The organism is Sphingobium sp. R-21 (genome assembly GCF_049913335.1).
GTDB lineage: Bacteria > Pseudomonadota > Alphaproteobacteria > Sphingomonadales > Sphingomonadaceae > Sphingobium.
On the sequence record NZ_CP184375.1, the window covers coordinates 973,786 to 997,470 of the forward strand.

Genomic DNA, 23,685 nt, shown 5'->3' on the forward strand with positions numbered 1-23,685 from the left:
TCATATGTCTTCGAGCCTCTCCAGAAACGATGTCCGAATACAGGAAAGGGCGAGCGGCTGAGGAGCCGCTCGACCGCATTCCGGTCTTCAATCAGGCGACGGTGCCGCGGACCGCCTCGACAGCCTGCTTGAACTTCTGCACCAGCTCGTCGATTTCCGCATGGTTGATGACGAGCGGCGGCGCGAAGACAAGGGTGTCGCCCAGGGCGCGGGTTATGAGTCCTTCCTTCGCGGCCGCCTGCAGTACGCGGCGACCCACACGGTCGGAAGCCGGGAAGGCCTCCTTGGTCGCCTTGTCCCTGACCAGTTCGATGCCGATCATGAGGCCCACGCCGCGGATTTCACCAACGAGCGGATCGTCTCTGAAGGCGGCTTTCATCGACCTATGGAGATAGGGTCCGACTTCAGCGACGTTCTCGACGACTTTCCTGTCATCGATCGCCTTGAGCGCTGCCAATGCCGCCGCAGCGCCAACGGGATGGGCGGAATAGGTGTATCCGTGAGCGAACAGGCCCGCTTTGGGAGAGCTTGATTCAATTACATCCCATATCTTTGGTGAGATGAAGCAGGCAGACATCGGAAAATAGCCGCTCGTCACGCCCTTGGCCGAAGTGATCAGGTCCGGCTCGACATTGAAGGTCTGGCTACCCCAGTAAGTGCCGAGGCGTCCGAAGCCGGAGACGACTTCATCAAGGACCAGAAGGATGTCGTGGCGCTTGAGGATCGGGACGATCTCTTCGAAATAACCTTCGGGCGGCGCGATGAGGCCGCCCGCGCCCATGACAGGTTCGGCGAAGAAGGCGGCGATCGTATCCGCGCCTTCTCGGGCGATCAGTTCCTCAAGTTCTGCCGCGAGCGCGCGCGAGAAATCACGTTCGGACTGGCCTTCGGCCGCCTTGCGGTAATGGTGCGGCGCGGTGACATGCAGGATTGGGCCGATGGGCAGATCGAACAGATTGTGCATGCTGGGAAGGCCGGTGAGGCTCGAGGTCATCACACCGGAGCCGTGATAGGCGTTCCAGCGCGCAATGATCTTCTTCTTGTTGGGACGGCCCAGAAGGTTGTTATAATACCAGATAAGTTTGATCTGCGTCTCGTTCGCGTCGCTGCCGGACGCGCCAAAGAAGACGCGTGCCATGGGGACGGGGGCACGCTTGAGCAACTCGTCGGCTGCCTCGATGACGACATCGGTCGACATGCCGTTGAAGGCGTGGAAGAAAGACAGGCGCTTGCTTTGCGCGGCGATCGCTTCCGTAACTTCTTCACAACCATAGCCCAGGTTGACGCACCACAGGCCCGCCATGCCGTCGAGATATTCATTGCCGTGAATATCCTTGATCCGAACGCCCTTGCCCTCGGTCATGACGTTGGGCCCGTCCCGCTTGAGATCCTCGATCCAGGTGAAGGGATGGAAATGGGTGGCCTGATCGATCTGGCCAGCGCGTTGAATGTCAAGTGTCATGAGCGGCATCCTGAAAATGCTGTTGAAGAAGACGTCGGGTCAGGGGCCAAGGTCGACATTTCATGCGTGATCCTTTCGTCCCAAAGCCCTGTCGGTGGCGGCAAGCGAACACCCGCGAGGCTTGTCCGCGCCCTGTAGACGGGGCTGCCTCCACTGCATATGCCTATTCTGATCTATACGCAACAGTTGATCGAAAAATCGGATTAGTGTTACCAAACATCAACAATAAGGCCGCGAGCCTGCTATTTTCAGATAAAACCGATCCAACGGCCGCAAATGACGACGGCAATCCAGAGGGCAAGCGAACTTGCGCCTGCGAAACGCGCTGAGGCCGGCGGCGGCAGCGCATCGTTCCAGTCGGCGATTTTCCGATAGGCGCCCATGTGGAATATGGCCATGTTGACGCCGGCCGCGACGAGCAACCCCATCTTGACGAGGAAGATGGGGTTCTCAGAATATTTGACCGCGTTGGAAATGAAGAGCAGCGATCCTGTCACGACCGCGAGCAGGAAAGCCGCCCAGGTGTAAGGCAGCAGTTCGACGATCAGTTGCCGTGCTCCGCGGCGATGCGAGGCATAGCCGATCAGGCGAAGATCAACGATCGCAATGGTTCCGACGACCAGGACGATGGCGAGAACATGGACCGATTCAATCCACGGGAAGCTGTTGTCGCCTTCCTTGATCGCCAGGGCTAGCGGTGTCTCCTCCAGTTTCTGGAAGATGGTAATCAGATCCACGGCAGATCCTTCCGGTAGAATGGGGTTGAAAAAGGGGCGTTCAGATCGTGTAGGCGATCCAGCGCCCACAAAAGATGACGCAGATCCAGATGGCCAGCGACAGCCAGGCGGCGGGCTTCACAAGAGGGCGCCATCTCGCGCTGTCGAGTTGAAACTCGGGATGGAGGAGTGGACGCCGAAAATACCAGGTGAGAAGGCATGCGACGACCACCAGCCCCATTTTGAGCCAGAAGGTGAAATTCGTCAGCACGCGGTCCGGTTCGCCGATTGCCATGAGTGAGCCTGTCGCGAGCAGGACGGCAAGGGCCACCCACATCCAGCGCAGATAACGACGCACGACGACATTGGGGAGCGTGTCGGTCGCCAGCACGCCTGCAAGTCGCAGGTCCGATACCAGGGCCGATCCGACAACCACCGCTATGGCGAGAATATGGACGCTCTGGACCGAAGGAATGATCCACGGCTCGTCACGGATCGTTGTTGCCAGCGGGGTGGCGTAGAGCCATGTTGCAAAGCTCTGAAGGCTCATCTGTCATTCTCCTGATGGTATCGCGGCTGGGACGTCCGCGTATCTTGCCGCGCACACATTGGGGGGACCGAATGCTGGCCGGCACACTCCTGCGTCCGCCCGGCATTCCACACGACGCTAACGCGGATCCGGACGCGTGGATCGACCGGGCGGCCTTGGTGCAGCGGCCATGTCGCCTGCGACACATTCACCGCTCAAAACTTCCAGCAATTGGCATGAGCTTCTCCCGATTGGTGGCGTTGAAAACGGCCGCGCCTTTCCTGCGGTCCGGAATTGCGCGTTATAATGCGTCGTTCCGGTGCACCAGCAGCGCAACAAATCGCTCGAATAATAGATGATTGTTGTAGAGCTTGATAGACTGTTTGGTGAAAATATCCCGTTTTCCAGGCCGATCGATGCGGGTGTGCCAACGAACATCCTTTGGCTCACGGAAATTGAATCAATACATTGATAAACAGGTATTTTCTTTCATTGACAATCAAGGTTGTCACGCCGCGCGCGATGTTCGTTACCGTTCATATAACGCAACAGTATTGCGTTAATACGGATATTAGTTACCTAAATTGAGCATCCGATTCGGCGTCATCCGATTCGTGAATGTTATCTGGCGTTCTGCAATTGGCATAAGCGAGGAGCCGGCCACAGCCAGCGATAGGGGGCGGACGACATATGAAGATGGAAAGCCGGTTGGTTTTGCGAGACAATCGTTCGAGCTTCACGATACCGTCGCGCTTTGGCGCCGCTCTTGCGTCGATGTCGCGGTTGGCGATCAATGGCATGAAAAGACCAGCAGGCTAAACAAGCTCTTTCAGGAGAATGAAGATGAGTGTGAAAATCGCGCGATCTGTACTTGCTCTCGCAATTCTGGGGGTGATCAGTGCGCCCGCTTCCGCCCATCATTCCTTTGCAATGTTCGACCAGACCAAGACCGTCGTCCTGCAGGGTGAGGTGGGCAAGTTCGAATGGACGAACCCGCATGCCTTCGTGATGCTCGACGTGCCGGTCAATGGAAAGACGGTTCGCTATACGCTGGAGTGCAGCAGTCCAGCATTGATGCGCCATGCAGGTTGGAAATTCAACACGATCAAGGCGGGCGAGCGCGTGCGCGTGGCCATGCATCCTCTCAAGAACGGGCAAACGGGTGGGATGCTGGCGAAGGTCAAGGTTCCGGACGGCCGATTGCTCGCCGCCTGGTGAAGCAGGCCACAAAGATGCGAGCAGAGCCGCGCAATCTTTAGAGCGATTTCCACGCGATCGGAACCGATCGCTGGTCAAGAAATCGCGGAGGTTCGCTACGAGGATATCCCGCATGGCGGGACCATGAAGATCGTCGAGCGCCTTCACCTTATCGGGTCGGATATTTTGCAGATCGATATCACAATCGAAGATCCCAAGTGTCTATCAAGGCCTTATATTCATTATCAAATATAGGCGTGAGATACACGAATATAGAATCACAGAATTTGTCTGCGAGAACAAAAAAACTGTGATGGAGAGAGACGGAATACTGGGCCTGAAGACCGAATAGCAATCTATTCGACGGAACGGAAATGACGCCCTTCCGCACGAGGCATACAGCAGAGGACAGCTTCAAGCGGAAGATCGGCCTTGAACAGTAGGGGGAAATTTATGCACTTCTCTAACACTACGTCATACCGCACCTTGGCATGGTTTTTCGGACTTTGCGCCATTCTCGCCGCTCCTGCGGGCCAAGCTCAGGTTGCCGAGAAAGGAAGCAATCAAGGCGCTGCCAGGGACGGGGCCGCAATGGGCGATATTGTCGTCACCGCTAACAAGCGCGGCGAGAATCTGCAGAAGGTGCCGCTCTCCGTCAGCGCATTTTCCGGCGAGCAGATTGCGCGCCTGAACATTCGCGACACCACGCAGATCACGCAACAAATCCCGGCTCTCCACGTCAATGCCTGGTCGCCCAAGCTCACCATCTTCAGCTTGCGCGGCATCTCGCAGAACAATTTCACGGACAATCTCGAAGCGCCGGTCGCCGTCTACCAGGACAACGCCTATGTCGCTTCGATGAACGCCATTTCAGGGCAACTTTTCGACGTCAAACGGATTGAAGTGCTGCGCGGTCCTCAGGGCACGCTTTTTGGCCGCAACGCAACCGGCGGTCTCATCCATTATATCAGCAACGACGCGAGCGAGGATGCTTTCAACGGCTATGTCCAGGGGGACTATGGTCGTTTCGAGAGCCGGGCAATCGAGGGGGCGATCGGCGGGGCATTGGCGACCGGATTGAGGGTCCGTGTCGCAGGACGGATCGACAAGGCTCATGGCTACATAAAGTCGCGTGACACTGTCCTTGCCGACGGGACCATATTGTCGGGCAGCGGCCAGGATCTGGGCGGTCGCAATGGATGGGCGGCGCGGGTCAATCTCCAATATGATCTCTCGCCGGAAGCGACGCTTGGCCTTTGGTACAAACATTCGGAGGACAATCACGTCGCGACCGGTGGTTATGTTTTCGAAAATTGCGATGCGGAGGCCAACGGCTACTGCCATACCGACGCCGCCGGGCTGAGCGATGGAACGGGGGGCGTGATCAACGGTCTGACAGGTCAGCCAGCCTCGCCCTGGGAGCATTTCGGAGAGCGTCGTGGCAACCTCGATCGACATGTGAATGACTATCAGGCGGACTTCAACTGGAAGGCGGGCGATGGCCTTACCCTCACGTCCATCACGAATTATCTTCAACTCAAGCAGGTCTATGCAGAGGATGGAGATGCCACGCCGCTTCTCACCGTGAATGTCGACACAGCCATGGATTTTCACCAATTCTCTCAGGAATTGCGGCTGAGCGGAGAAGCCGACCGTTTCAAATGGCAGCTCGGCGGCTATTTTCTCGACATGAAATATCAGGGCTACCACAATATCACGGGTGCCCCCGTCATTGACCTCGCCCTAGCGGCCAACGGCGCGTTCGCGACGCCAACCGTCCAACAGCCCTATAGCATCAGATCCCGCAACTGGTCGGTATTCGCGCAGGGCGATCTGACACTTGCCGAGCGATTGACGCTCACCCTGGGAGGACGCTTTTCGTCTGATCGCAAGTCGATCGATTATAGCGCTATTCTCGTCGATCCTTCGATCAATCCCAATCCGGTTACGCTGTTCACCGGCGAGGGGCTGGCCGCGATCGTGCCCGGGGTCAATCGGGACAGGTTCGACGGCTGGGCGGCGCGCGTCTCGCTTAATTTTCAGGCAACGCCCGACCTGCTCGTCTATGCCTCGTGGAACCGTGGCATCAAGGGCGGGAACTGGTCGCTTTCGTCGAACATCCAGCCACTCGATTTCAAGCATCGGCCCGAAACGCTCAACAGTTTGGAAGCGGGTTTCAAAGCATCGCTGCTGGATCGCAGGCTGCGTCTCAACGGCACGCTGTTTCACTATATTTACAATGACTATCAGGCCTTCTCCCTCGCCGGTGGCGTACCGCACGTCTATAACAGCGATGCCCATTCGACCGGCGCGGAGCTTGAGGCTTTCTGGTCTCCTTCGCGGCGCTTTGACGCGGTTCTCGGCGCGACATGGCAAACATCGCATGTCGACAGCATTCCGGCGACCGGTACGCAGGTGGGTCCTGAGTTCTTCCCTGGAGCGCCGGACTCGCAATATTGTGCGAACCAGGGCGGTTTCTTTCTCTGTGATTTTCCCCAGAAAACGATTGTGGGCGCGCAATTTCCCAATGCGCCGCGTTTCAGCCTGAATTATCTGCTGCGCTACAATGTGGATCTGGGCGGCGGCAATGTGGCGGGCCAGATCGACGGTGCCTGGTATGACGACCAATATCTGGAAGTCACCAATGGCCTGTCATCTCTCCAGAAAGCCTATAACGTGACCAACGCATCGCTCACCTATACGGATCGGGCGACAGGGATTGCGTTGACCGCATGGGGCAAGAACGTCTTTAACAAGGCGTTCCGTGCGTACGCGCTGAACCTTGGCATATTGGGCACGACGTCAATCTATGCGCCGCCGGCAACCTATGGGGTGACGCTGCGGATACCCTTCGGACGACGATGAGGCGGCAGGCACGCTGAGCGAAGGCTTCACGCGTGGGCTGACAGGCCGTCTCATTTCTTGAGATGCTGCAGCCGCGGATCGCCGCCATCGGGATACCAAAAGGTCATATGGCACCCTTCGCACGCACGGTCGATCTCGCTGCCAGCCTCAAAAAGGGCGACCGGATCCCGCCGGTCGATGGCTGCCAGCGCGGTCCTCGTTGTCCTCTGCATATTCTGGGCGAAGGACACCAGCGTTTCATGATCGCTGGCGAGCAGGCCGTCGATCTGTGCCGTGCTGAGTTCGCCCGACGGTCGGACAATGCCAGCCGGGGCTGCGTGCCGCCCCTTCATCATCACGAGATTCATCGCTTCGATCAGTGTCACCGCATGGCGTCGAACGGCATCCCATTCCTCGGCTGTGCGCGGCTCGCGCTTCACCACGCCCTTCTCGTCCGAAACGGTCGCGACGGATTCCCAAAGGCCGTCGGCCGCCGGATCGACCGTCGCGTTCATCAATTGCTTGATCGTAAAGGATGTATCGAAGGGTTCGGCCTCGTTTTGGGATGAGGCCGTCGTCTGATTGGAGCTTGCCTCAACCGGGGCCTTGTCCGAGCACCCACCCAGCCCCACCAGGGGGCCTGCCAAGACAGCGAGGGCAACGAAAGAGATGGCATGCCGCATGTTTGTTTCCCCACCAGCAATGTGAAAGCGCCTTTTGAAACCAACCGCCTACTTATTTGGCGTTCTGGTCGTCCTGTCTGGTGCTCGCGCCGCCATCGCCGCTGCGCTCATCGAAATTGACGACGCCGTCCTCGGCCGGGTTGATTGGTCTGTTCATGAACTTGTCGAGTTCGCTCGACATCTGGACTGGCTTGGCAGCAGGCGTGGAACTGGCGGTAGCGTCCGTCTCATTGTCGCTCGTCTTTCCGGAGCAGCCGGTGAAAGCCAGAACCATCAATGTCGGAAACACGGAAGCCGTTACAAACCTGCGCATTTGTCAATCCTTCTCTTCGAACCCCAAGATGTTGCACCACTTTGCTGCAAATCGTCTGGAACCTGCAACCGGGGCCGCATCAGGGATTGAACCTCTTCGCCCATATAAGCTTGAGGTTTACATTACGCAACAATAGTCTTGCATAATGCCGATGTGTTGCCATAACGGTAAATATGAATGATGCGGGGAGTCGCCGGGCGATCCAGCCTCTTCGCGTCCTGAAAATGGCGGATATGCGTCTGGATTGGGGAGAGCTTCGATGTTGCGGATACAAAGCGGCGCGGGTTGCGATCTTTCTGCGATTTGCTGTGGCGGCCTGGTGGAGGATCGGCTGTGAAGATCTGGCAAGTTTCCTTTTTGTCACTCGTCCTGCTGACCGCGGCCTGTGGCGGACTATCGAAGGATCAGGCTGACCGCGACGGCCCCCGGACTTCTGATGGCCGGCCGGATTTCTCGGGAACCTGGCAGCGCTATCCTGACGACTGGTACGGGACTGATCCCGACCATCCTCCGCCACCTGGCGGACCGTTTCCCCTGAAGGAGCCATTCGCGGGTCAATACGCGACGTTACTCAACAGGCTCCACGCGGCTGACGTGGCGGGCACACCGATCGCCAATTCGAGCACGAAATGCCTGCCGGAGGGCATGCCCTCGATCATGGGTGCGATTTACCCGATCGAGATCATGCAGGATGCAAAGCGACTGGTCGTGCTTGCCGAATTTCTCTCCCAGACCCGCAGGGTGCATATCGGCGAGAAGATGCCGCCGGCCGATGATACGGAGCCCTCCTACAATGGCTATTCGGTCGCGCGCTGGGACGGCGACACGCTAGTGATTGAAACCTCGCGCGTGCGACCCGACGTCCTCTTCTTCAATGTACCTCACAGTATAAACATGAAGATTACCGAAAGGCTGAGGCGGTCATCGCCGACCCTGCTCGAGAACAAGGTCATGATCGAGGATCCGGAATATCTCAGTCGGCCCTATAGTTTCACGTTCCAGTACAAGAAGACCGATTACAAGATCGGGGAGTTTGTCTGCGAGAATAACCAGACCAAGGTGGACGCTGAGGGCAAGGCGTCCCTCCAGCTTCAGCCGGACACGAAGTGATCGAACGTCGCAACGACGTCATCGATAACTTGGTGAGCCGAAAGATCTGGATGCTGTGGTCCAAGGATTTGGACAGCCGAGTGGTCGCCACGGCGCAGGCATTTGAAAGGTAGTAAAATGAGCAACGGAACGATATTAGTGGCGACGGTCGGGCAAGCGATCATTCGCAGCGCGGATGATGGCAAAAGCTGGAATCGCCTCGGCGTGGGCCAACAGCTCGAATTCGATGCGATCACCCGCTCATTAAGCGTCAGTCCGACGTCACCGGAGACGATCTACGCCGGAACGGACATCGGGCTATGCATCAGCACCGACACGGGTGGAAAGTGGGAACGGATCGCATCGCCCTTTGACGGGGAAACGGTCTGGAAAGTTGCGGTCGATCCCAATGACGCCGATCGGATTTTTGTTGGTACCGGGGCACCGTCGCGCGCCGCGTTGTGGCGCACCGAGGATGGCGGCCAGACCTGGTTGCGGGCGCCAGTCGAAATCCCCGAATTTTGTGCCGGCGTCAATCGGCCGCGGCTGCTGGCGTTCGCCTATGACCCGACTGATCGCAACAAATTGTGGTTCGGGCTCGAGGAGGGAGGGCTGTTTCACAGCAACAATGGCGGCGAAACCTGGGCCCGGCTGGATGACCGTCTGTTGTGGGATTTCAATTCCGACATCCACAATATTACGGTCCTGCCGAACCACGGCCGGAAGGTCGTGGTCGTGGCGAGCGTCAATGCCGTCTACCGCAGCTTCGATGATGGCCAAAGCTGGTCCGGGATTCTGGCGAGCGAGGCTTTCGGGCTCTACTATGTTCGCGCCCTCAACAAGCCATCGGCGAGCGAGAATGTGCTGTATCTCAGCATTTCCGATGGTACGCCTGGCACGACAAGCAAGCTGCTGATTTCCCGCGACGCTGGAGAAAGCTGGGAGGTTCTGCCTCTTCCCCAGCAGCCCAATTCCTGCTTCTGGGCCATTTCCGTCAATCCCTGGAACGATCGCCAGATCGTCGCGGGTACCAAATATGGTCATTTGTTCACGTCCGAAAATGGCGGCTTCAGCTGGCTCAAGCAATGGCGCGATTTCAGCGAAATCGCTGACGTTCTCTGGACCCCCGCCGTCGCTCAGATAAAGGCTGCGCACCAATCGCTGGTGACGGCGAAATAGCAGGAGCCAAGGATCGCCGACTGCGACATTGGTGACGGCCGGGCCTTGTCCCCCATACCGGGACCCTGCCCGTCAGCGATGGCGGGCGGGCAGCTGCGTGAACGACTGTCTTGATTGCCGGGCTGTTCGCTCGGTCTCGACATCGATTGATGCCAGGGTTCCCTGATCGCGCACTCCCACCTTGCTGAAGACTTCAACCAGGCTGTGCGCTGGCTTGCGGTTTCGACAGGGGCTGTCGTGCAGCCAGTGCGTGCTCGCCGGAAATGCAGCACAGCCAAGGAACAAGGCGAGACGCATCATTTATGCAACAATGATAGATAAAATTGACATTCTGTTGACTCTTAGTAAAAAGCATCGATAGTGTCCGTCTATCGATAGATGCGTCCTGGTTTTGCCGGGCGTGCGAGCAGGCGGGCAATGTCGAATGTCCGACGCGTGGCTCCAAGGAGGCAGGAAAGGTCTGCGCATATTGGACAGTGGAGCGGCGTTCGGTGCACCTTTGTCGGATCGGGCAGTTGAATGATACCGCCTCATTGAGGCTATTGATTTTGGATTACGGAAAAATTCAAAATTAGAAATAACCGTATCAAATATTATCAAACAGAGCGGGATTAAATCTTGCCACTATATGTTGAGCAGCAGGAACAATCGCTGGCGATTTCGCCGATTGTCTGAACCGTCGCAATCCAAATATTTACTGCCGCGACAACATGCAGGGAGGGTTGTTATGAAATATAATTCCACATCGGGGAAACATTGGGCGGTGCGCCAGGCAATAGCCTTGACGGCGTCTGCATCCGCTACCATGGCAATATGTCCGGCGGTTCTCCACGCCCAGGAGGAGCCGCAAGCGCAGCGGGCGAAAACGGACGCCGAGGCGATTGTTGTGACGGCCCGGCGCAAGGAAGAAACGCTCACGGACGTTCCCGCATCGATCACCGCCTATTCATCCGATTATCTGCAGAAGCAGAATATCCAGACGTTCGCCGACTATGCGACGAAAATTCCCAACCTGACCTTTCAATATGGTCAAGGTACCGATTTTTCGTCGGTTGGCTTCGTAGGTGGCCGTCAGACCGTTATTCGCGGCGTTGCCGGTTCCAACACGACCGCCTATTATATCAACGATACTCCTGTGCCGGCATCGATCAGTCCGCAGGTCCTCAATCTGGACCGGATCGAAGTGCTGAAGGGACCGCAGGGCACTTTGTTCGGTGCCAGTTCCATGGGCGGCAATCTGCGCTTCATTACCCGCGAGCCATCGCTCAACGACAATAGCTATGTCGTCCAGGCGCAAGGGGGTGGAACGAAGGGTGGCGGCTTCGACTTCGATGGCAATGCGCGGGCGGACGTCGTGCTCGTTCCCGATCGCGTGGCGCTCAACATGGCCTTTGGCTATTTGCGCGAATCAGGTTTTGTCAGTCGCCGTTTTCCCGATGGCGCGGGGGACTTCACCACGAAAGGCGGGCAGGGCCGCAACGACACCTATTCCGGATCGATCTCGGCACGCTTCAAGCTGTCTGATTCGATCGAAGCGACGCTGAGCGGGATCGGGCAGAGCAGCGATCTGCATGGCTTCCCGGCGGCTTATGCGCCGTTGCCAGGCTATCAGCCGCAAACCTATACCCTCGATCGCGACCGGGATGTTCAGGAATTCTCCAAAGACCGTTGGGGCCTGGGATCGCTCGCGCTCAAATATGCGGGCGACGGCTTTTCCGTCATATCGTCCACAAGCTATTTTGCCCGCAAGACCTATGAGCGCGAAGACAATACCGAAGGTACCAACTTCTTCATCGAAAACTCGCTAGGGGTCGATGCCGGCAATCCTGCGCTTTTCACGGACAATATCTCGCGCGACCGCCGTTTCACGCAGGAAACGCGTCTGTCCTTCGACGAAGGCGCGCTATTGCCGCATCTGTCCGGAACGGTGGGCGTCTTCTACCAGCATAAATATACCAGCTTTTACCAGCCGGCGGTTATCGTGCCGGAACTCGGCGCAGCCGGCTTCGATCCGCCCTATGTGACGAACCAGCGCTACCCCGCGCATGAAGATAATAGCGCCATCTTCGGTGAACTCTATTATGAGGTGGTCCCACGGCTCACCGTGACCCTGGGTTTGCGCCATTACTGGATCAAGCAAAAGGCCGATGCGGTGCTGAGCCAGGGCATTTTCAACGCGCCGGGCGGCGACTTCGCGCCGGAGCGACGCAGCCGGCAGCAGGGCTTTGTTCCCAAAGCGGTTGCTTCCTACAAGATCGGCACGGATGGCACCATCTATGCTTCGGCCGCCAAGGGCTTCCGGGTGGGCGGATCGCAGGGCAGGCTTCCCGATTTCTGCTCAGGGGATCTGGCGGCGATCGGACGCACCCAGGATGACGTGCAGGAATACAAGTCCGATACCTTGTGGAGTTACGAGGTCGGCGCGAAGAACCGTTTCGGGCGATTGAACGTTTCGGCAGCCGCCTTCCAGATCGACTGGTCCAACATCCAGCAGCAGGTTGCGCTGCCGACCTGCACCTTCTCCTTCATTGCCAACGCCGGCAAGGCACGGATCCGTGGCGGCGAACTTGAGATTTCGGGCCGGCCGGTTGCCGAATTGCCGCTCACCATCCAGCTTGGCCTTGGATATACCAACGGCAAGCTGATCGATCCGGGCCTCATCAATCAGGCGCCCGATACGCGTCTGGTGCAGGTTCCGGAATGGACCGCGACTGTCGGGGCAAATTATGAGCATGAGATCGGCGCGAATATGAGCCTGTTTGTCAGCGGCGATTATAGCTACACAAGCTCGGTCAAGGTCGCGAATAGCGCAGGGGGTTTCCTCACCCGCCACCCGTTCAATTTCGTGAACGCCAATCTCGGTCTGCGCTTCGGCTCTTCGGAAATCATGCTTTTCGGCAAGAACCTGCTCGACAAGCGCCTGAACCTTGGCGACCTCTACAGTTCGGGGTTCGAGCGTCAGGAGATCCTGGCGGACGGCAGCGCACAGCGCTTGCCCAGGGCGGCCGTAAGCCGGCCCCGGCAGCTGGGCGTGCAATATCGTCTGAAATTCTGATCTGTGGAGGTGTCCAGGTGGATCCCGTAGTACCTGGACGGAGGGCTGGTAGGGCAAGACCCTGCCAGCCTTCATTTGATGCGGGATTGGCATCGCATGGAGCCCATGAGGCAGAATGTGGGGCGATATGGTCATTCAGAGAGGGCATAAGCATGGTGGCAGTGTCATGACGTCAACCGTCGTCCGGTGCCTATGGCGCAAAAAGGGGGCCTATCGCTCGGCCGTCCTGCCGATTTATCTCGCTGCCTCCCTGATGGCGGCAGTTTCGCCCGCTCAGGCCGAAGTCCCATCCATGCCTTCGGCGTTGCCGGTGCCGTCCACCGGCCAACCGCCCCTGTCGTCCGCAACGCGGAGAGGAACCGAATATAGCGATCTCGAGAAGGCCGGGTATATCGAGGAGGAGTATTATCTGTCCGGAACCGCGCCGGCGATCACGGCGGCGGGCGAGGCGCTGTTCCAGGCACCATATATTACGCGCATCTTGGTGCGGAAGCCGAAAGATCCGGCCAAATTCAACGGCACTGTCGTCATTGAGCCTTTCAGCTGGTTTGGAGAACGAGGCGCGGGTTGGATACTCACTCGCGCCTATTTGCTGCGCAAAGGCTATGCCTATGTGGGCTATACCCTCAATATCAACAAGCCAGCGGAGGACCCCAAATTTCCGCCGGGTGAGTATGAGGCGACGGGCCGTCCCAACCGCTATACGGGGATCGTGAACTTCGAATTCATGCGGCGTTTCGATTATGCCCGTTATGCGCCGCTGGGCTCCTATTACGACCCGGCCCGCTTCAAACGCGGCGGAGCGCCTGATCCGTTTGTGCCGCAGTCTCAGGGTATTGGTGCTGGGCTGGCGCTGCTGCTCAAATCCAACCTCGCCGATGGTCCGATGAGTGGGCTGCGCGTGCAGCGTGTCTATGTGGACAGCTGGGCGGTGACTGCGCAGGTGTGGATGGATTATCTCGACCAAGGGCGTCATCAGCAATGGCGCATGCCCGATGGACGTCCGCTCATTGACGCCTATATGACCGGTCGCATGGCCTTTGGGGAAGTTGGCGGCGACGTCATCCGTGTGCCTCGCAAGATGCCGAGTGATGTGCCCTTCGTCACTGTCTATAGCCAGTCGGAGCTGATGCATGACGCGATCGAAGGCATCACCCTCCCGCCAGATACGGACCAACCGATGCTGCGCTATTATGAAGTGACGGGTATGCCGCATCTGCGACTGGCGGATCATGGCACCCAACATACCGAAGATGTCGCTGCCGATGTTGGCAAGGGCGATGTGCCGCGCTGCCAGATGCTGTACGACGAGCCGGCCGAGATGGTTGTCTCTGCCTTGCTGGACGACATGGACAAGTGGGTGCGGGAAGGGAAACCGATGCCCAGGGCGCCGCGTGTCGTTAGGAAAGGGAAGGGCGTCCTTCGGGATGCCACGACGCAGAACATGATCGGCGGCGTTCGACCGCCTTGGATCGCCGTTCCCTCTGCCACTTATTGGACCGAGCAGGAGTCTCACTGCGATATCATCTATGACACGAAGGTGCCGTATGACCACGCCAAGCTGCGTCGTCTTTACGGGTCGTACAGTACATATCTCAGAAAATATGAGGGAGCGAAGGAGGCCGCTGTCAAACAGGGTTATTTGCTACCGGAAGACCGTGACGAATTGAAAGCCATTGCTCAGCCCGGAGATTTCGAGCCAGCCGCGCGACAGCCCGAGTAGAAGGCGAAGTTGGCAATCGATGCCTATAGTCTATCAAGAATGAAGAAATCTGCGCTCCTCTGCCTATGCCGCATATATCAAGGCCTGTGGGGCTTCATGGCGAGTTGATGACGGCGGCGGCAAGGTAGATCATGGCCTCAAAGCTCTGATCGGTTTTGCATGCGCGCATGATGATGCGTTCGAACTCTTTGAGTTTACAGAAGAATTTTTCGATCAGATGCCGCCATTTATACATCTCTGTATCGAGCCCGATGAGAATGGCGCAGCGGGGGTGTTGCGAGATAACGATCTTTGCGCCGCGTTCGTTGAGTTCGGCGATGATCTCGTTGCTGTCGAAGGCGTTGTTGGCAAGCAAGGCACCGAACTCAACACCCTTGATCAGCGGGGCGATGCAGGCTGAGATCTTTCTCGACATCGATGCGACGAGGGCGACCATGTGGGCCGCCCTTGCCGGATGTCAGACGGATTTGACTGTCAGAAGACGCCGGCTCGCCCTAAAGGCCCGATAGCCAAGGCTGAGCATCGCGATCAGCAACACGCCTTGGGCGGCTGCGAACGGCGGCTCGTTTCCATGCGGCGCCAGCGCATTGAGCGTGGGTATTTTCAGGAAAGATTGAACCACCAACACAAACAGGTTGAGCCAGAGGCCAATCGTTGCGGTGACTGCGTAGATCGATGAGGCGCTGCCTGTGAGCTTGCGAACATACCAAGCCCAGAAGGCGACCCCGAGGATTAGGGTCGAAAAGATGCCGACCCCGAGCGCGGGGGTGAAAGCGACGATCGGGAAGAGGAAACCCGTCAGGCTGGTGAGCAGGGTTGTCCAGAGGAATATCCCGGTTGCCCGCGGAAGCACGCGGCCACGTGCGAAAGCGGGCAGGGCGATCAGGCCCGATCCGATGCCGACGAAGCTGATCGCGACATGGAGCATGGTGAACTGCGCTATGGTCAATCCAAGGATCATGGCATGTCTCCTTCAGAGGTAGCGCGCCGCAGGGCGCGACAGCGAAAGGTAAGGACGAAGCGTCGAGCGGGCGGCGATATAGGCTTCGTAATCGGCCATGTCGGGAAGCGCGGGAATGGTGATCACCTCGCCCTTGTCGAAGCCTGAAAGCGCGGCGTCGACCATGTCGTTTACGTCCATCACCATTTCGGCCGGTATGCTGGCAAGCTGCGCCTCGTCCCAGATCGCGGTGCGGGTGATGCCCGGAAGTACCGCCTGGATGCGGACTCCCTTCGCGCCAAGTTCGACCTGCAACGCTTCGGTGAAGGCGAGGACATAGGCCTTGCTGGCTGGATAGACGGCGGTGAAGCCGTCGGGCATCAGCGCAGTGATCGAGGTGATGTTGACGATCGCACCCGATCCCGTTTCCGCTAGACGTGGCGCGATCGCAGCCGAGAGGCGTGTCACCGCGAGGATGTTGAGGTTGATCATCCCGGTGAGATAGGCGGGGTCGGCGTCAACGAAGGTCGTTTCGCCCGCGATGCCGGCATTGTTGATCAGGCCTGTGATTGCCTCGTCGCTGTGGAGGCGTGCTTCGACGCGGCTCAGGTCGTCGGCATTTGCGAGGTCGGCCGAGAGGGTTTCGACCGACACGCCGGTCTCGCTGGTCAGGCGGGCGGCGAGGTCGGCAAGCTTGTCGGCCCGGCGCGCGACGGATGAGGTTGTGTCCGCGGCGGGCAAGGCGATCGGCATAGACGGCGCCGATGCCGTCCGATGCGCCGGTGATGAGAAAAGTCTGCTTGGTCATCTGACGTCTCCTGCGGAAGGAGGCGCAGTCCCCTTTGGACCGCGCCTATTCCTTATCAGCTGTTGATGAAGTCGAGAAGGTCGGCGTTGAACCGGTCCTGGTGAGTGACGGTCAGGCCATGGTCGGCGCCTTCGTAGATCTTCAGCACCGCCTGCTTGACGATTTTGACGGTTGAGCGAGCCGAGGCGTCGATCGGGACGATCTGGTCATCGTCGCCGTGGAGGACGAGGGTGGGCTTGTCGAATTTCTTGAGATCCTCGTTGAAGTCGCTTTCCGAAAAGGCGCGGATGCTGTCGAGCAGACCCTTGAGGCCACCGTTCATGCCTTGCCGGACGAAGTCGTCGCGCACCGCTTCGCTGACGTTGGCGCCCTCGCGGTTATAGCCGAAGAAGGGAAGCGTCAGATCCTTGAAGAATTGCGGGCGGTTGTCAAAGGTGCCCTTGCGGATTCCGTCGAATATCTCGATCGGTAGGCCGATCGGATTGGCTTCGGTCTTGAGCATCAGTGGGGGAACTGCGCCTATCAGTGCAACCTTGGCGACGCGATCCGTGCCGTGGCGCCCGATATAGCGGGTGACTTCGCCGCCACCGGTTGAGTGACCGACGAGGATGACGTCCTTCAGGTCGAGCTGCTCGATCAGTTCGGCGAGGTCGTCGGCGTATTGATCCATGGTGTTGTTATCCCAGACCTGGTCCGAACGGCCGTGGCTGCGGCGGTCGTGGGCGATGGTGCGGAAGCCTTGGTTCGCGAAGAACACCATCTGGGCATCCCAGGCGTCGGCGCTGAGCGGCCAGCCGTGGGAGAAGAGGATCGGCTGCCCGTCCTTCGGGCCCCAATCCTTGTAGAAGATGTGCGTGCCGTCGGTGGTGGCGATGGTGGTCATGTCGTGGTTCCTTTCGCTTCGTGAGAGACGGATCGTCCGCCGTTGAAAGGAGAGATAGACGCAGCGTCGCTTGCGCGGGATTGGCGGACCCGACAATATGCGGGCCGATTCCGACAAGTGATCGATCGGAGAACTGTCATGCCGAAGTTGAAGGTGCCCGATGGGCCGCCCACGCTGGTCGAGGTCGGAATGATGCTATATCCAGACTGCCAGATCGGTATGGTCCACGGGATTACCGACCTGTTCCATGTCGCAGGGCGTTTTGCGGTCGATCACGGTCGTACGCCGATCCGCGTCAGTCATTGGCGATTGCAGGACGCCGGGGGCTTCGCTCGTTGCTTCGACAGCCATCCGGAAGAGCCTTGCGGTAATTCGCCGGGCGTCGTCATCGCGCCGGGGAGCCTGCACAAGTTGCTCGAGGCCGAGGAAGCGGTCCCCTATGCGCGCTGGCTGCTCGACCGCCACGCGCAAGGGAGCATCCTCGCGTCGAATTGCGGCGGCGCTTTCGCGCTTGCCGCGACCGGTTTGCTCGCGGGGCGTCCCGCGACCACGCACTGGTATTTTGCCGAGGAATTCAGGGCGCGCTTTCCCGATGTCACGCTTGAAGCTGACCGGATGGTGGTCGACGAGGGTGACATCATTACGGCCGGCGGGCTGATGGCTTGGACTGAACTGGGTTTGCGCATTGTCGAGCGGTTGCTGGGTCCGTCGGTGATGATGGAGACCGCGCGCTTCTTCCTGATCGATCCGTCGGGGCGCGAACAGAAGAATTATGCGAGCTTCGCGCCCCGGCTCACGCATGGCGACGAACCAATCCTCAAGGTGCAGCACTGGTTACAGGGCAGGGGGGCGGGTCCGATCTCGGTCGCCGATTTGGCAGCCGAAGCTGGGCTGGAGGAGCGTACCTTCCAGCGGCGGTTCAAGGCGGCTACGGGCAAGACGCCCGTCGAATATGTTCAGCACATCCGCATCGGCAAAGCGCGCGAACAGCTTGAGTTCACGAAGCGCACCGTCGATCAGATTGCGTGGGAGGTTGGCTATGAGGATGCCGCTGCGTTCCGTAAGCTCTTCCATCGGATCACCGGCCTGTCGCCCCAGGAATATCGCCAGCGCTTTTCGTCGTCGTACCCGCTGGTGGAAGTAGCCTGAATGGCGGCTGTGGACGCCCCGCCGGATGCAAGCAGTAAATCGGGATGTGTGGCACGTAGCCGGATGCTGTCATCTGCCCGGCCTCGATGAGCAGGGCCATATGCTGCGGGCCACCTATCCGAAAATAACGGGGACCACCTCAGCCCCCAGCTACATCATGCCTGGGATACAACAGTAGGATTCCGCCAGGGTGAAGTTAAAATGGCTAATGGAATAGATGTAAATGAGTTTTGTCAGGAAGTGTTTATTTTCGGTAAAAAATTGTTATTCAACCAGAATTCGATAATGAAACTTGTGATACCCGAACACTGCCTCCTGACGCGCTGAGGTCCAGCGCTATGTCAATAATTCGGGCATTGATCAGTTCTGACAACGTGGCTGCACCCTCATTCAGGAACAGCTCCACAGAGCCCGCGTCGATGAAGAGGCTGATCTTCGCAATGCCGTCAGAGAAGTCGCACGGCAGGCATCGATTTTGACGCCAGGCATCGCTGTCGGGGGCACCGGGGCCGCTGGTGTCGCGTTTGATGAAAGTTCTATTATCGCTTAGCTCGAGGCCTATTTGAGTGAAATAGCCGCCGCCTCCGCGCACGGATAGCCACACTCCTGACGGCCAGTTCGATCCGATGCGCGTGAGGGTGAGGTCAATGCGGCCGGCGAGAGAGCCCGCATCTGCGGGCCAGATATAATTATTGCCTTCGGCAATCGTCTGATCAGTGCCATGAACCGCATGTGTGAATACGTCATTCTGCGCTGGGAGAGGGGTGCTGAAAAGCCGTGGCACGTTGTCAAGAAGCCGTAGGCGTAATTCTCGAACAATACTGAGTTGACCTCGGTAATCGTAAGTCGGTAGCAGTCGGTTGGCATACGCCCAGTTGTTCATCCATCCGATCGAATATGCATGGGTAAGGGGATCGGCAGCTTGCGGGTCAGTCCAGATAACGGCCGCGTAAAAATCGGCTCCGCCATCCAGCCATTGTTCATCGGGATTGCCGGTCGTGAAGGTCGCGCCATCGAATTCGCCGACCCAATAGCAGGTTCCGCCAGTGAATTCGGAGGCTGTTCCATCTCCACCTACCAGCAAAACCCATTTGTCCGAGGAGGTCGTGCCGTCCGGATTGTATAGATGTAGCTTGAAGAGATGAGAGCATTCCATCACGGCACCGGCGACCGTTGACAGAAATCCGCTTGAATAGGTCCACTGCTTCAGATCTGGCGAGGTGTAGATGCCGATCTTGCTTTCTTCCGAGAGCGTCATGACCCAACGCCCGCTGATCTCGTGCCAGAAAACCGTAGGGTCGCGAAATTGCCTGTTTCCTGGGAAGTTGGGCAGTACGATGTCGTGAAAGGTGAAGCTGGTGCCCTCGTCAAGAGAGTACCAGAGTGCGCAGGATTGATTTTGCCCGGCTGCATTGTCGGCAGGCATGGTGACGAGCGCTATCAGCGCACCGGGGCCGAATCCGGCAGTGTTGGCAGCGTCCACAATGGCACTGCCTGTCCAGATGTCTCCATAGGCTGTTGTGTGGCGTGGGATCGAGATACCCTGATCCTGCCAAGTGACGAGATCGGGAGAGGTCCAGCGGCGCCATTCGGTGCCATCGGTGGGATAGGTCGGATTGAATAGGGCCCACATAGTCCAGCGATTGCCCATTCGTACAGGACGCTGTGGGTCGTTGATCCAGCCCCCTGGCGGGGCTGCGATGTGATATCTTGGTCGCCCGTTTATTTCGGGTTCCGTTGGCAAGGCCGGAGAATTCGAAGCTCCACTCGGCGCGGACGTTGCACCAATTGCAGGTTCTGCTTCGCTGCCGCAGGATGAAAGCATTGGAAAGGCAGCGAGCATTTGCAGCGTTTGCCTGCGTGAATAGAAGGGGGTAAACGCCACTGGCCTACTCCTCTCACCAACTTTTTTGATTTTCTGGCTGTTGTCGGCGCGCTCGCTTGGAGCGGAGCGCATCGATGCCTGATTGCAGTCAGGTCGAAGGAGGGGCTCGCAATCTCTGCGTGCCCGCCAATTGGATGCGGCTGACGGAAAACGCCTTCATGACCCTTTTCCTCCTGTGCAGCATCATGCTTTTCCATGATCGCTTGCGATTAAATCTATATATGTGATTTAATCGCGTCAAGCCGTCAGGAAGGGGCGACTTATGGACATCTCTTGTGGAACTAGTCCATTGAATTTACGTGGTTTCTCTGGCGCGGCGTTGTCGGCTCGGCTTTAGTTTTCGGCTGTTCGGTCGCTCTGAAGTGAAACGACTTCTGCCTTGTCGCCCAGAATTACTCCTACCCGCTGGTGCAATTTGGTGGGCAAGATTTCCATGATCCTTTGGTCACCGTCTATGGCTGCGCCGCCTGCCTGTTCTACCAGAAAAGCCATCGGATTTGCTTCATACATGAGGCGTAGCCTCGCCTCGCCTTCCGGGCGCGCATCTTTGGGGTAAAGGAAGGTGCCCCCTCTTTTCAGAATTCGGTGTACGTCGGCCACCATGGAGGCGGTCCAACGCATATTATAGTCCGTGGCCAACGGCCCTTCCGCACCCTGAATACGTTCCTCGACATAGCGCTTGATTTGCGGCGACCATTGACGTCTGCGCGCCATGTTGATGGCGAACTCCCGATTGCCTTGCGGCATCTGCATGGGGCCATCGGTCATCCGCCATGAGCCGATTTCGCGATCAAGAGTGAATTCGTAGACGCCGGATCCGATCGTCAGAACCAGCAACGTTTGCGGTCCATATATCGCATAGCCGGCTGCAACCTGATGGATGCCGGATTGAAGACAATCCTGCTCCGTTACCTCGCGTCCTGAAGCATTTTCGGGTGCCTTGAGTACAGAAAAGATCGTGCCGACGCTCAGGGCGACATCAATGTTGCTTGAGCCATCGATCGGATCAAACAGCAGCAGATATTCGCCCTTCGGAAAGCGATTGGGAATGGGATAGAGGGTCTCCATCTCCTCGGACGCCATGGCTGCCAGATGGCCACCCCACTCATTGGCGTCGAGCAGCAACTCATTGGCAATGACATCGAGTTTTTTCTGAACCTCACCCTGAACATTTTCGCTGCCAAGGCTGCCAAGGACTTCGCCCAGTGCGCCCTTGGATACTGCATGACTGATCGTCTTGCAGGCGCGCGCGACCGTTTCGATGAGAAGGCGCAATTCTCCCGGCAACGCCTGAGCCTGACGTTGCTGCTCGATCAGGAAACGGCTGAGGGAGATGGCCTGCATGGTGCGCCTTTGCATGGGGGGAGGGAAGGAGAGCTAATCAGCTATTCTTGCGGCAACGTCTGCACCGTGGGCATATCGTGCTGCTTCATGGATATCGGCGGCTTCCGGCCTTACGCCTGTATACAGAATAAATTGCTCGACTGCCTGGAGCACGATGACTTCGCCACCGGAGATGATATTCTTTCGTGCGGCTCTTGCGGCGCGAACGAAGGGCGTGTCGACCGGTTGGGCAACGACATCGAAGGCAATGCTGCAGGCGGCGATCTGCTCCTGACTGAAGGCCAGAGCTGCGCTGTCCTTGCCGTCCATACCCAATGGCGTGACATTGATCAGCAACGGCGCGCCATCCTGCGGCGGATCCATGTGCCAGTGATAGCCATATTGGTCTGCGATCGCCCGCCCGGCCATTTCGTTACGCGCGATGATCATCCCATCGACGAAGCCTGCATCCTTGAGCGCGGCAGCGACGGCCTTCGCCATTCCGCCGCTGCCGCGGAGCAGAAATGGTACCGGTTTATCAATGCGCTTCTCCAATAACTGGCGAACCGCAACATAATCCGTGTTGTAGCCAGTCAGTCGGCCACTGTCGTTGACGATGGTGTTGACGCTATCGATCACGCGAGCGGAAGCTTCAAGCTCATCGATCAGGGGAATGACCACTTCCTTGAACGGCATGGAGATGGCGCAGCCGCGGATGTCCAATGCGCGGACGCCACCGATCGCTGCAGCCAGATCCTGCGTACTGAAACTTTTATAGACATAGTCCAGTCCCAGGATCTCGTAGAGGCGATTGTGGAAGCGTGATCCGGCGTTTCCGGGGCGACCTGACAGCGACATGCACAATCTGGTGTCTCTGCCGATTGGCGGTTTCATGTCCTCAGTCCCCATTGTGGCTTAGTGATGTGTCGCGCCGCATCGTGGATCCGCGAGCGATGAGCCGTCCGCTCAGGACGACCTTGCGAGCGGCGGCGTTCGGATGGTCGAGCCGGTCGAGCAGCATAGCCATGGCCGAGCGTCCGATCTCCTCCACCGGTTGTTCGATAACGCTCAGCCCATCCGCTGCAAATTCTGTCCAGCTATCATTGTCGAACCCCGCCAGGGCAAAGTCTTTGGGGACGCTCAGGCCCAGAAAACGAGCGGCTCGCAGCACCGACATCAGCATCACGCCATTGCTCGCGACGATGGCTTCGGGGCGATCGGGAGCCTGCAGCAGAGCACTGACCAGTTTTTCTGCTTCACCTTCGCCATGAGGCACGGAGAGCGACTGCGTGTGGATACCAATCGTACGGGCGGCTTGCTCAAAGCCGGCGCGCCGTTCGGCGCCGGTAGTGCTGGCCGCGCCGAACAGGCCGGTAATCGAAGTGAAGCCCTGTGCATGTAAATGGGTAACCAGGGCGCCTGCCATCGCTTCATTGTCGAGGACGACGCAATCCGTCGTTGTCGCGGCTACGCGATCGATCAGGATGATGGGATGCTCTGCCTTGGCCCGCGATACCTTCTCCGCACCTTGCCGGGTAGGCGCCAGGATCACCCCCGTTACCCGTTCTTCCTGCATCAACTGGAGATACATCGCCTCCTTGGCGGGATCTTCATCCGTATTGCACAATATGACCCGCAGACCTCGTTCATAGGCGATATCCTCGACCGTGCGCGACACGGCGGTGAAGAAGGGATTGCGGATATCCGCCACGATGAGGCCGATCGTGTTGCTGTGGCGCGACCGTAGCCGACGCGCTGCAAGATTGGGACGGTAGCCTGTTGTCGTAACCGCCGCCAGCACCCTGTCGCGCATGGCTGGATCAACCGCCCGCCCGGAAAGCACCCGGGAGACAGTGGCCGGCGATACCTCGGCGACTCGCGCAACATCCTTGATACCGGCTGTCATG

At 58.3% G+C, this 23,685-nt stretch carries 20 protein-coding genes; 7 read left to right on the forward strand and 13 right to left on the reverse strand.

Going from position 1 to position 23,685, the window contains the following annotated elements:
* Positions 1–91: 91 nt before the first annotated feature.
* The 3 genes from ACN9MX_RS19050 to ACN9MX_RS19060 form a co-directional block, all read right to left on the reverse strand.
* On the reverse strand, positions 92–1,462 hold the full coding sequence (locus tag ACN9MX_RS19050) for an aminotransferase (protein WP_363737101.1): 1,371 nt from the start codon (positions 1,460–1,462) through the stop codon (positions 92–94).
* Between the two features lie 248 nt (positions 1,463–1,710).
* Positions 1,711–2,199, reverse strand: coding sequence for a DUF6644 family protein (locus ACN9MX_RS19055; RefSeq protein ID WP_363737100.1), 489 nt, complete (start codon positions 2,197–2,199; stop codon positions 1,711–1,713).
* 40 nt (positions 2,200–2,239) lie between these two features.
* Positions 2,240–2,728, reverse strand: a complete 489-nt coding sequence (locus ACN9MX_RS19060; RefSeq protein WP_363737099.1) for a DUF6644 family protein — start codon at positions 2,726–2,728, stop codon at positions 2,240–2,242.
* Positions 2,729–3,550: 822 nt separating this feature from the next.
* On the opposite strand from ACN9MX_RS19060, the gene ACN9MX_RS19065 reads away from it, so the two are divergent.
* Both ACN9MX_RS19065 and ACN9MX_RS19070 read left to right on the forward strand, forming a co-directional pair.
* Entirely contained in the window at positions 3,551–3,925 is a 375-nt protein-coding gene (locus tag ACN9MX_RS19065) for a DUF6152 family protein (protein WP_363830218.1), read from the forward strand.
* A 570-nt stretch (positions 3,926–4,495) separates the two neighbouring features.
* Entirely contained in the window at positions 4,496–6,769 is a 2,274-nt protein-coding gene (locus ACN9MX_RS19070; protein ID WP_363830219.1) for a TonB-dependent receptor, read from the forward strand.
* 50 nt (positions 6,770–6,819) lie between these two features.
* Here the strand turns inward: ACN9MX_RS19070 and ACN9MX_RS19075 are convergent, their stop codons facing one another.
* The gene (locus ACN9MX_RS19075; RefSeq protein WP_363737096.1) at positions 6,820–7,263 is read right to left on the reverse strand and encodes a hypothetical protein; all 444 of its coding nucleotides are present in this window, start codon (positions 7,261–7,263) and stop codon (positions 6,820–6,822) included.
* Between the two features lie 220 nt (positions 7,264–7,483).
* Positions 7,484–7,744, reverse strand: coding sequence for a hypothetical protein (locus ACN9MX_RS19080; protein ID WP_363830222.1), 261 nt, complete (start codon positions 7,742–7,744; stop codon positions 7,484–7,486).
* A 594-nt stretch (positions 7,745–8,338) separates the two neighbouring features.
* Here ACN9MX_RS19080 and ACN9MX_RS19085 point away from each other — a divergent pair.
* From ACN9MX_RS19085 to ACN9MX_RS19100, 4 genes are all read left to right on the forward strand, one after another.
* Positions 8,339–8,854, forward strand: coding sequence for a hypothetical protein (locus ACN9MX_RS19085; protein WP_363830224.1), 516 nt, complete (start codon positions 8,339–8,341; stop codon positions 8,852–8,854).
* 117 nt (positions 8,855–8,971) lie between these two features.
* The gene (locus tag ACN9MX_RS19090; protein ID WP_363830227.1) at positions 8,972–10,012 is read left to right on the forward strand and encodes a WD40/YVTN/BNR-like repeat-containing protein; all 1,041 of its coding nucleotides are present in this window, start codon (positions 8,972–8,974) and stop codon (positions 10,010–10,012) included.
* Between the two features lie 805 nt (positions 10,013–10,817).
* Positions 10,818–13,067 (forward strand): TonB-dependent receptor, encoded by a 2,250-nt coding sequence (locus ACN9MX_RS19095; protein ID WP_426387681.1) that lies wholly within the window; start codon positions 10,818–10,820, stop codon positions 13,065–13,067.
* Between the two features lie 115 nt (positions 13,068–13,182).
* Positions 13,183–14,790: an alpha/beta hydrolase domain-containing protein gene (locus ACN9MX_RS19100; protein ID WP_363830233.1), complete on the forward strand. Its 1,608-nt coding sequence runs from the start codon at positions 13,183–13,185 to the stop codon at positions 14,788–14,790.
* A gap of 94 nt (positions 14,791–14,884) precedes the next feature.
* On the opposite strand, the gene ACN9MX_RS19105 is transcribed toward ACN9MX_RS19100, so the two are convergent.
* The 4 genes from ACN9MX_RS19105 to ACN9MX_RS19120 all read right to left on the reverse strand — a co-directional run bounded on the left by ACN9MX_RS19105 (position 14,885) and on the right by ACN9MX_RS19120 (position 17,421).
* Positions 14,885–15,226 (reverse strand): transposase, encoded by a 342-nt coding sequence (locus ACN9MX_RS19105; RefSeq protein WP_363830236.1) that lies wholly within the window; start codon positions 15,224–15,226, stop codon positions 14,885–14,887.
* Between the two features lie 21 nt (positions 15,227–15,247).
* Positions 15,248–15,751, reverse strand: a complete 504-nt coding sequence (locus ACN9MX_RS19110) for a hypothetical protein (RefSeq protein WP_363830239.1) — start codon at positions 15,749–15,751, stop codon at positions 15,248–15,250.
* A gap of 12 nt (positions 15,752–15,763) precedes the next feature.
* Positions 15,764–16,483, reverse strand: a complete 720-nt coding sequence (locus tag ACN9MX_RS19115) for an SDR family NAD(P)-dependent oxidoreductase (RefSeq protein WP_363830242.1) — start codon at positions 16,481–16,483, stop codon at positions 15,764–15,766.
* A 110-nt stretch (positions 16,484–16,593) separates the two neighbouring features.
* Positions 16,594–17,421 (reverse strand): alpha/beta fold hydrolase, encoded by an 828-nt coding sequence (locus tag ACN9MX_RS19120; RefSeq protein ID WP_363737087.1) that lies wholly within the window; start codon positions 17,419–17,421, stop codon positions 16,594–16,596.
* A 138-nt stretch (positions 17,422–17,559) separates the two neighbouring features.
* On the opposite strand from ACN9MX_RS19120, the gene ACN9MX_RS19125 reads away from it, so the two are divergent.
* On the forward strand, positions 17,560–18,570 hold the full coding sequence (locus tag ACN9MX_RS19125) for a GlxA family transcriptional regulator (RefSeq protein ID WP_363830245.1): 1,011 nt from the start codon (positions 17,560–17,562) through the stop codon (positions 18,568–18,570).
* 268 nt (positions 18,571–18,838) lie between these two features.
* Here the strand turns inward: ACN9MX_RS19125 and ACN9MX_RS19130 are convergent, their stop codons facing one another.
* The 4 genes from ACN9MX_RS19130 to ACN9MX_RS19145 all read right to left on the reverse strand — a co-directional run bounded on the left by ACN9MX_RS19130 (position 18,839) and on the right by ACN9MX_RS19145 (position 23,684).
* On the reverse strand, positions 18,839–20,455 hold the full coding sequence (locus tag ACN9MX_RS19130) for a glycoside hydrolase family 32 protein (protein ID WP_363830248.1): 1,617 nt from the start codon (positions 20,453–20,455) through the stop codon (positions 18,839–18,841).
* A 333-nt stretch (positions 20,456–20,788) separates the two neighbouring features.
* Positions 20,789–21,799 (reverse strand): class 1 fructose-bisphosphatase, encoded by a 1,011-nt coding sequence (locus ACN9MX_RS19135; protein WP_363830251.1) that lies wholly within the window; start codon positions 21,797–21,799, stop codon positions 20,789–20,791.
* 33 nt (positions 21,800–21,832) lie between these two features.
* The gene (locus tag ACN9MX_RS19140) at positions 21,833–22,672 is read right to left on the reverse strand and encodes a shikimate 5-dehydrogenase (RefSeq protein WP_363737084.1); all 840 of its coding nucleotides are present in this window, start codon (positions 22,670–22,672) and stop codon (positions 21,833–21,835) included.
* Between the two features lie 4 nt (positions 22,673–22,676).
* Positions 22,677–23,684, reverse strand: a complete 1,008-nt coding sequence (locus tag ACN9MX_RS19145) for a LacI family DNA-binding transcriptional regulator (RefSeq protein WP_363830254.1) — start codon at positions 23,682–23,684, stop codon at positions 22,677–22,679.
* Between the last annotated feature and the right edge of the window lies 1 nt (position 23,685).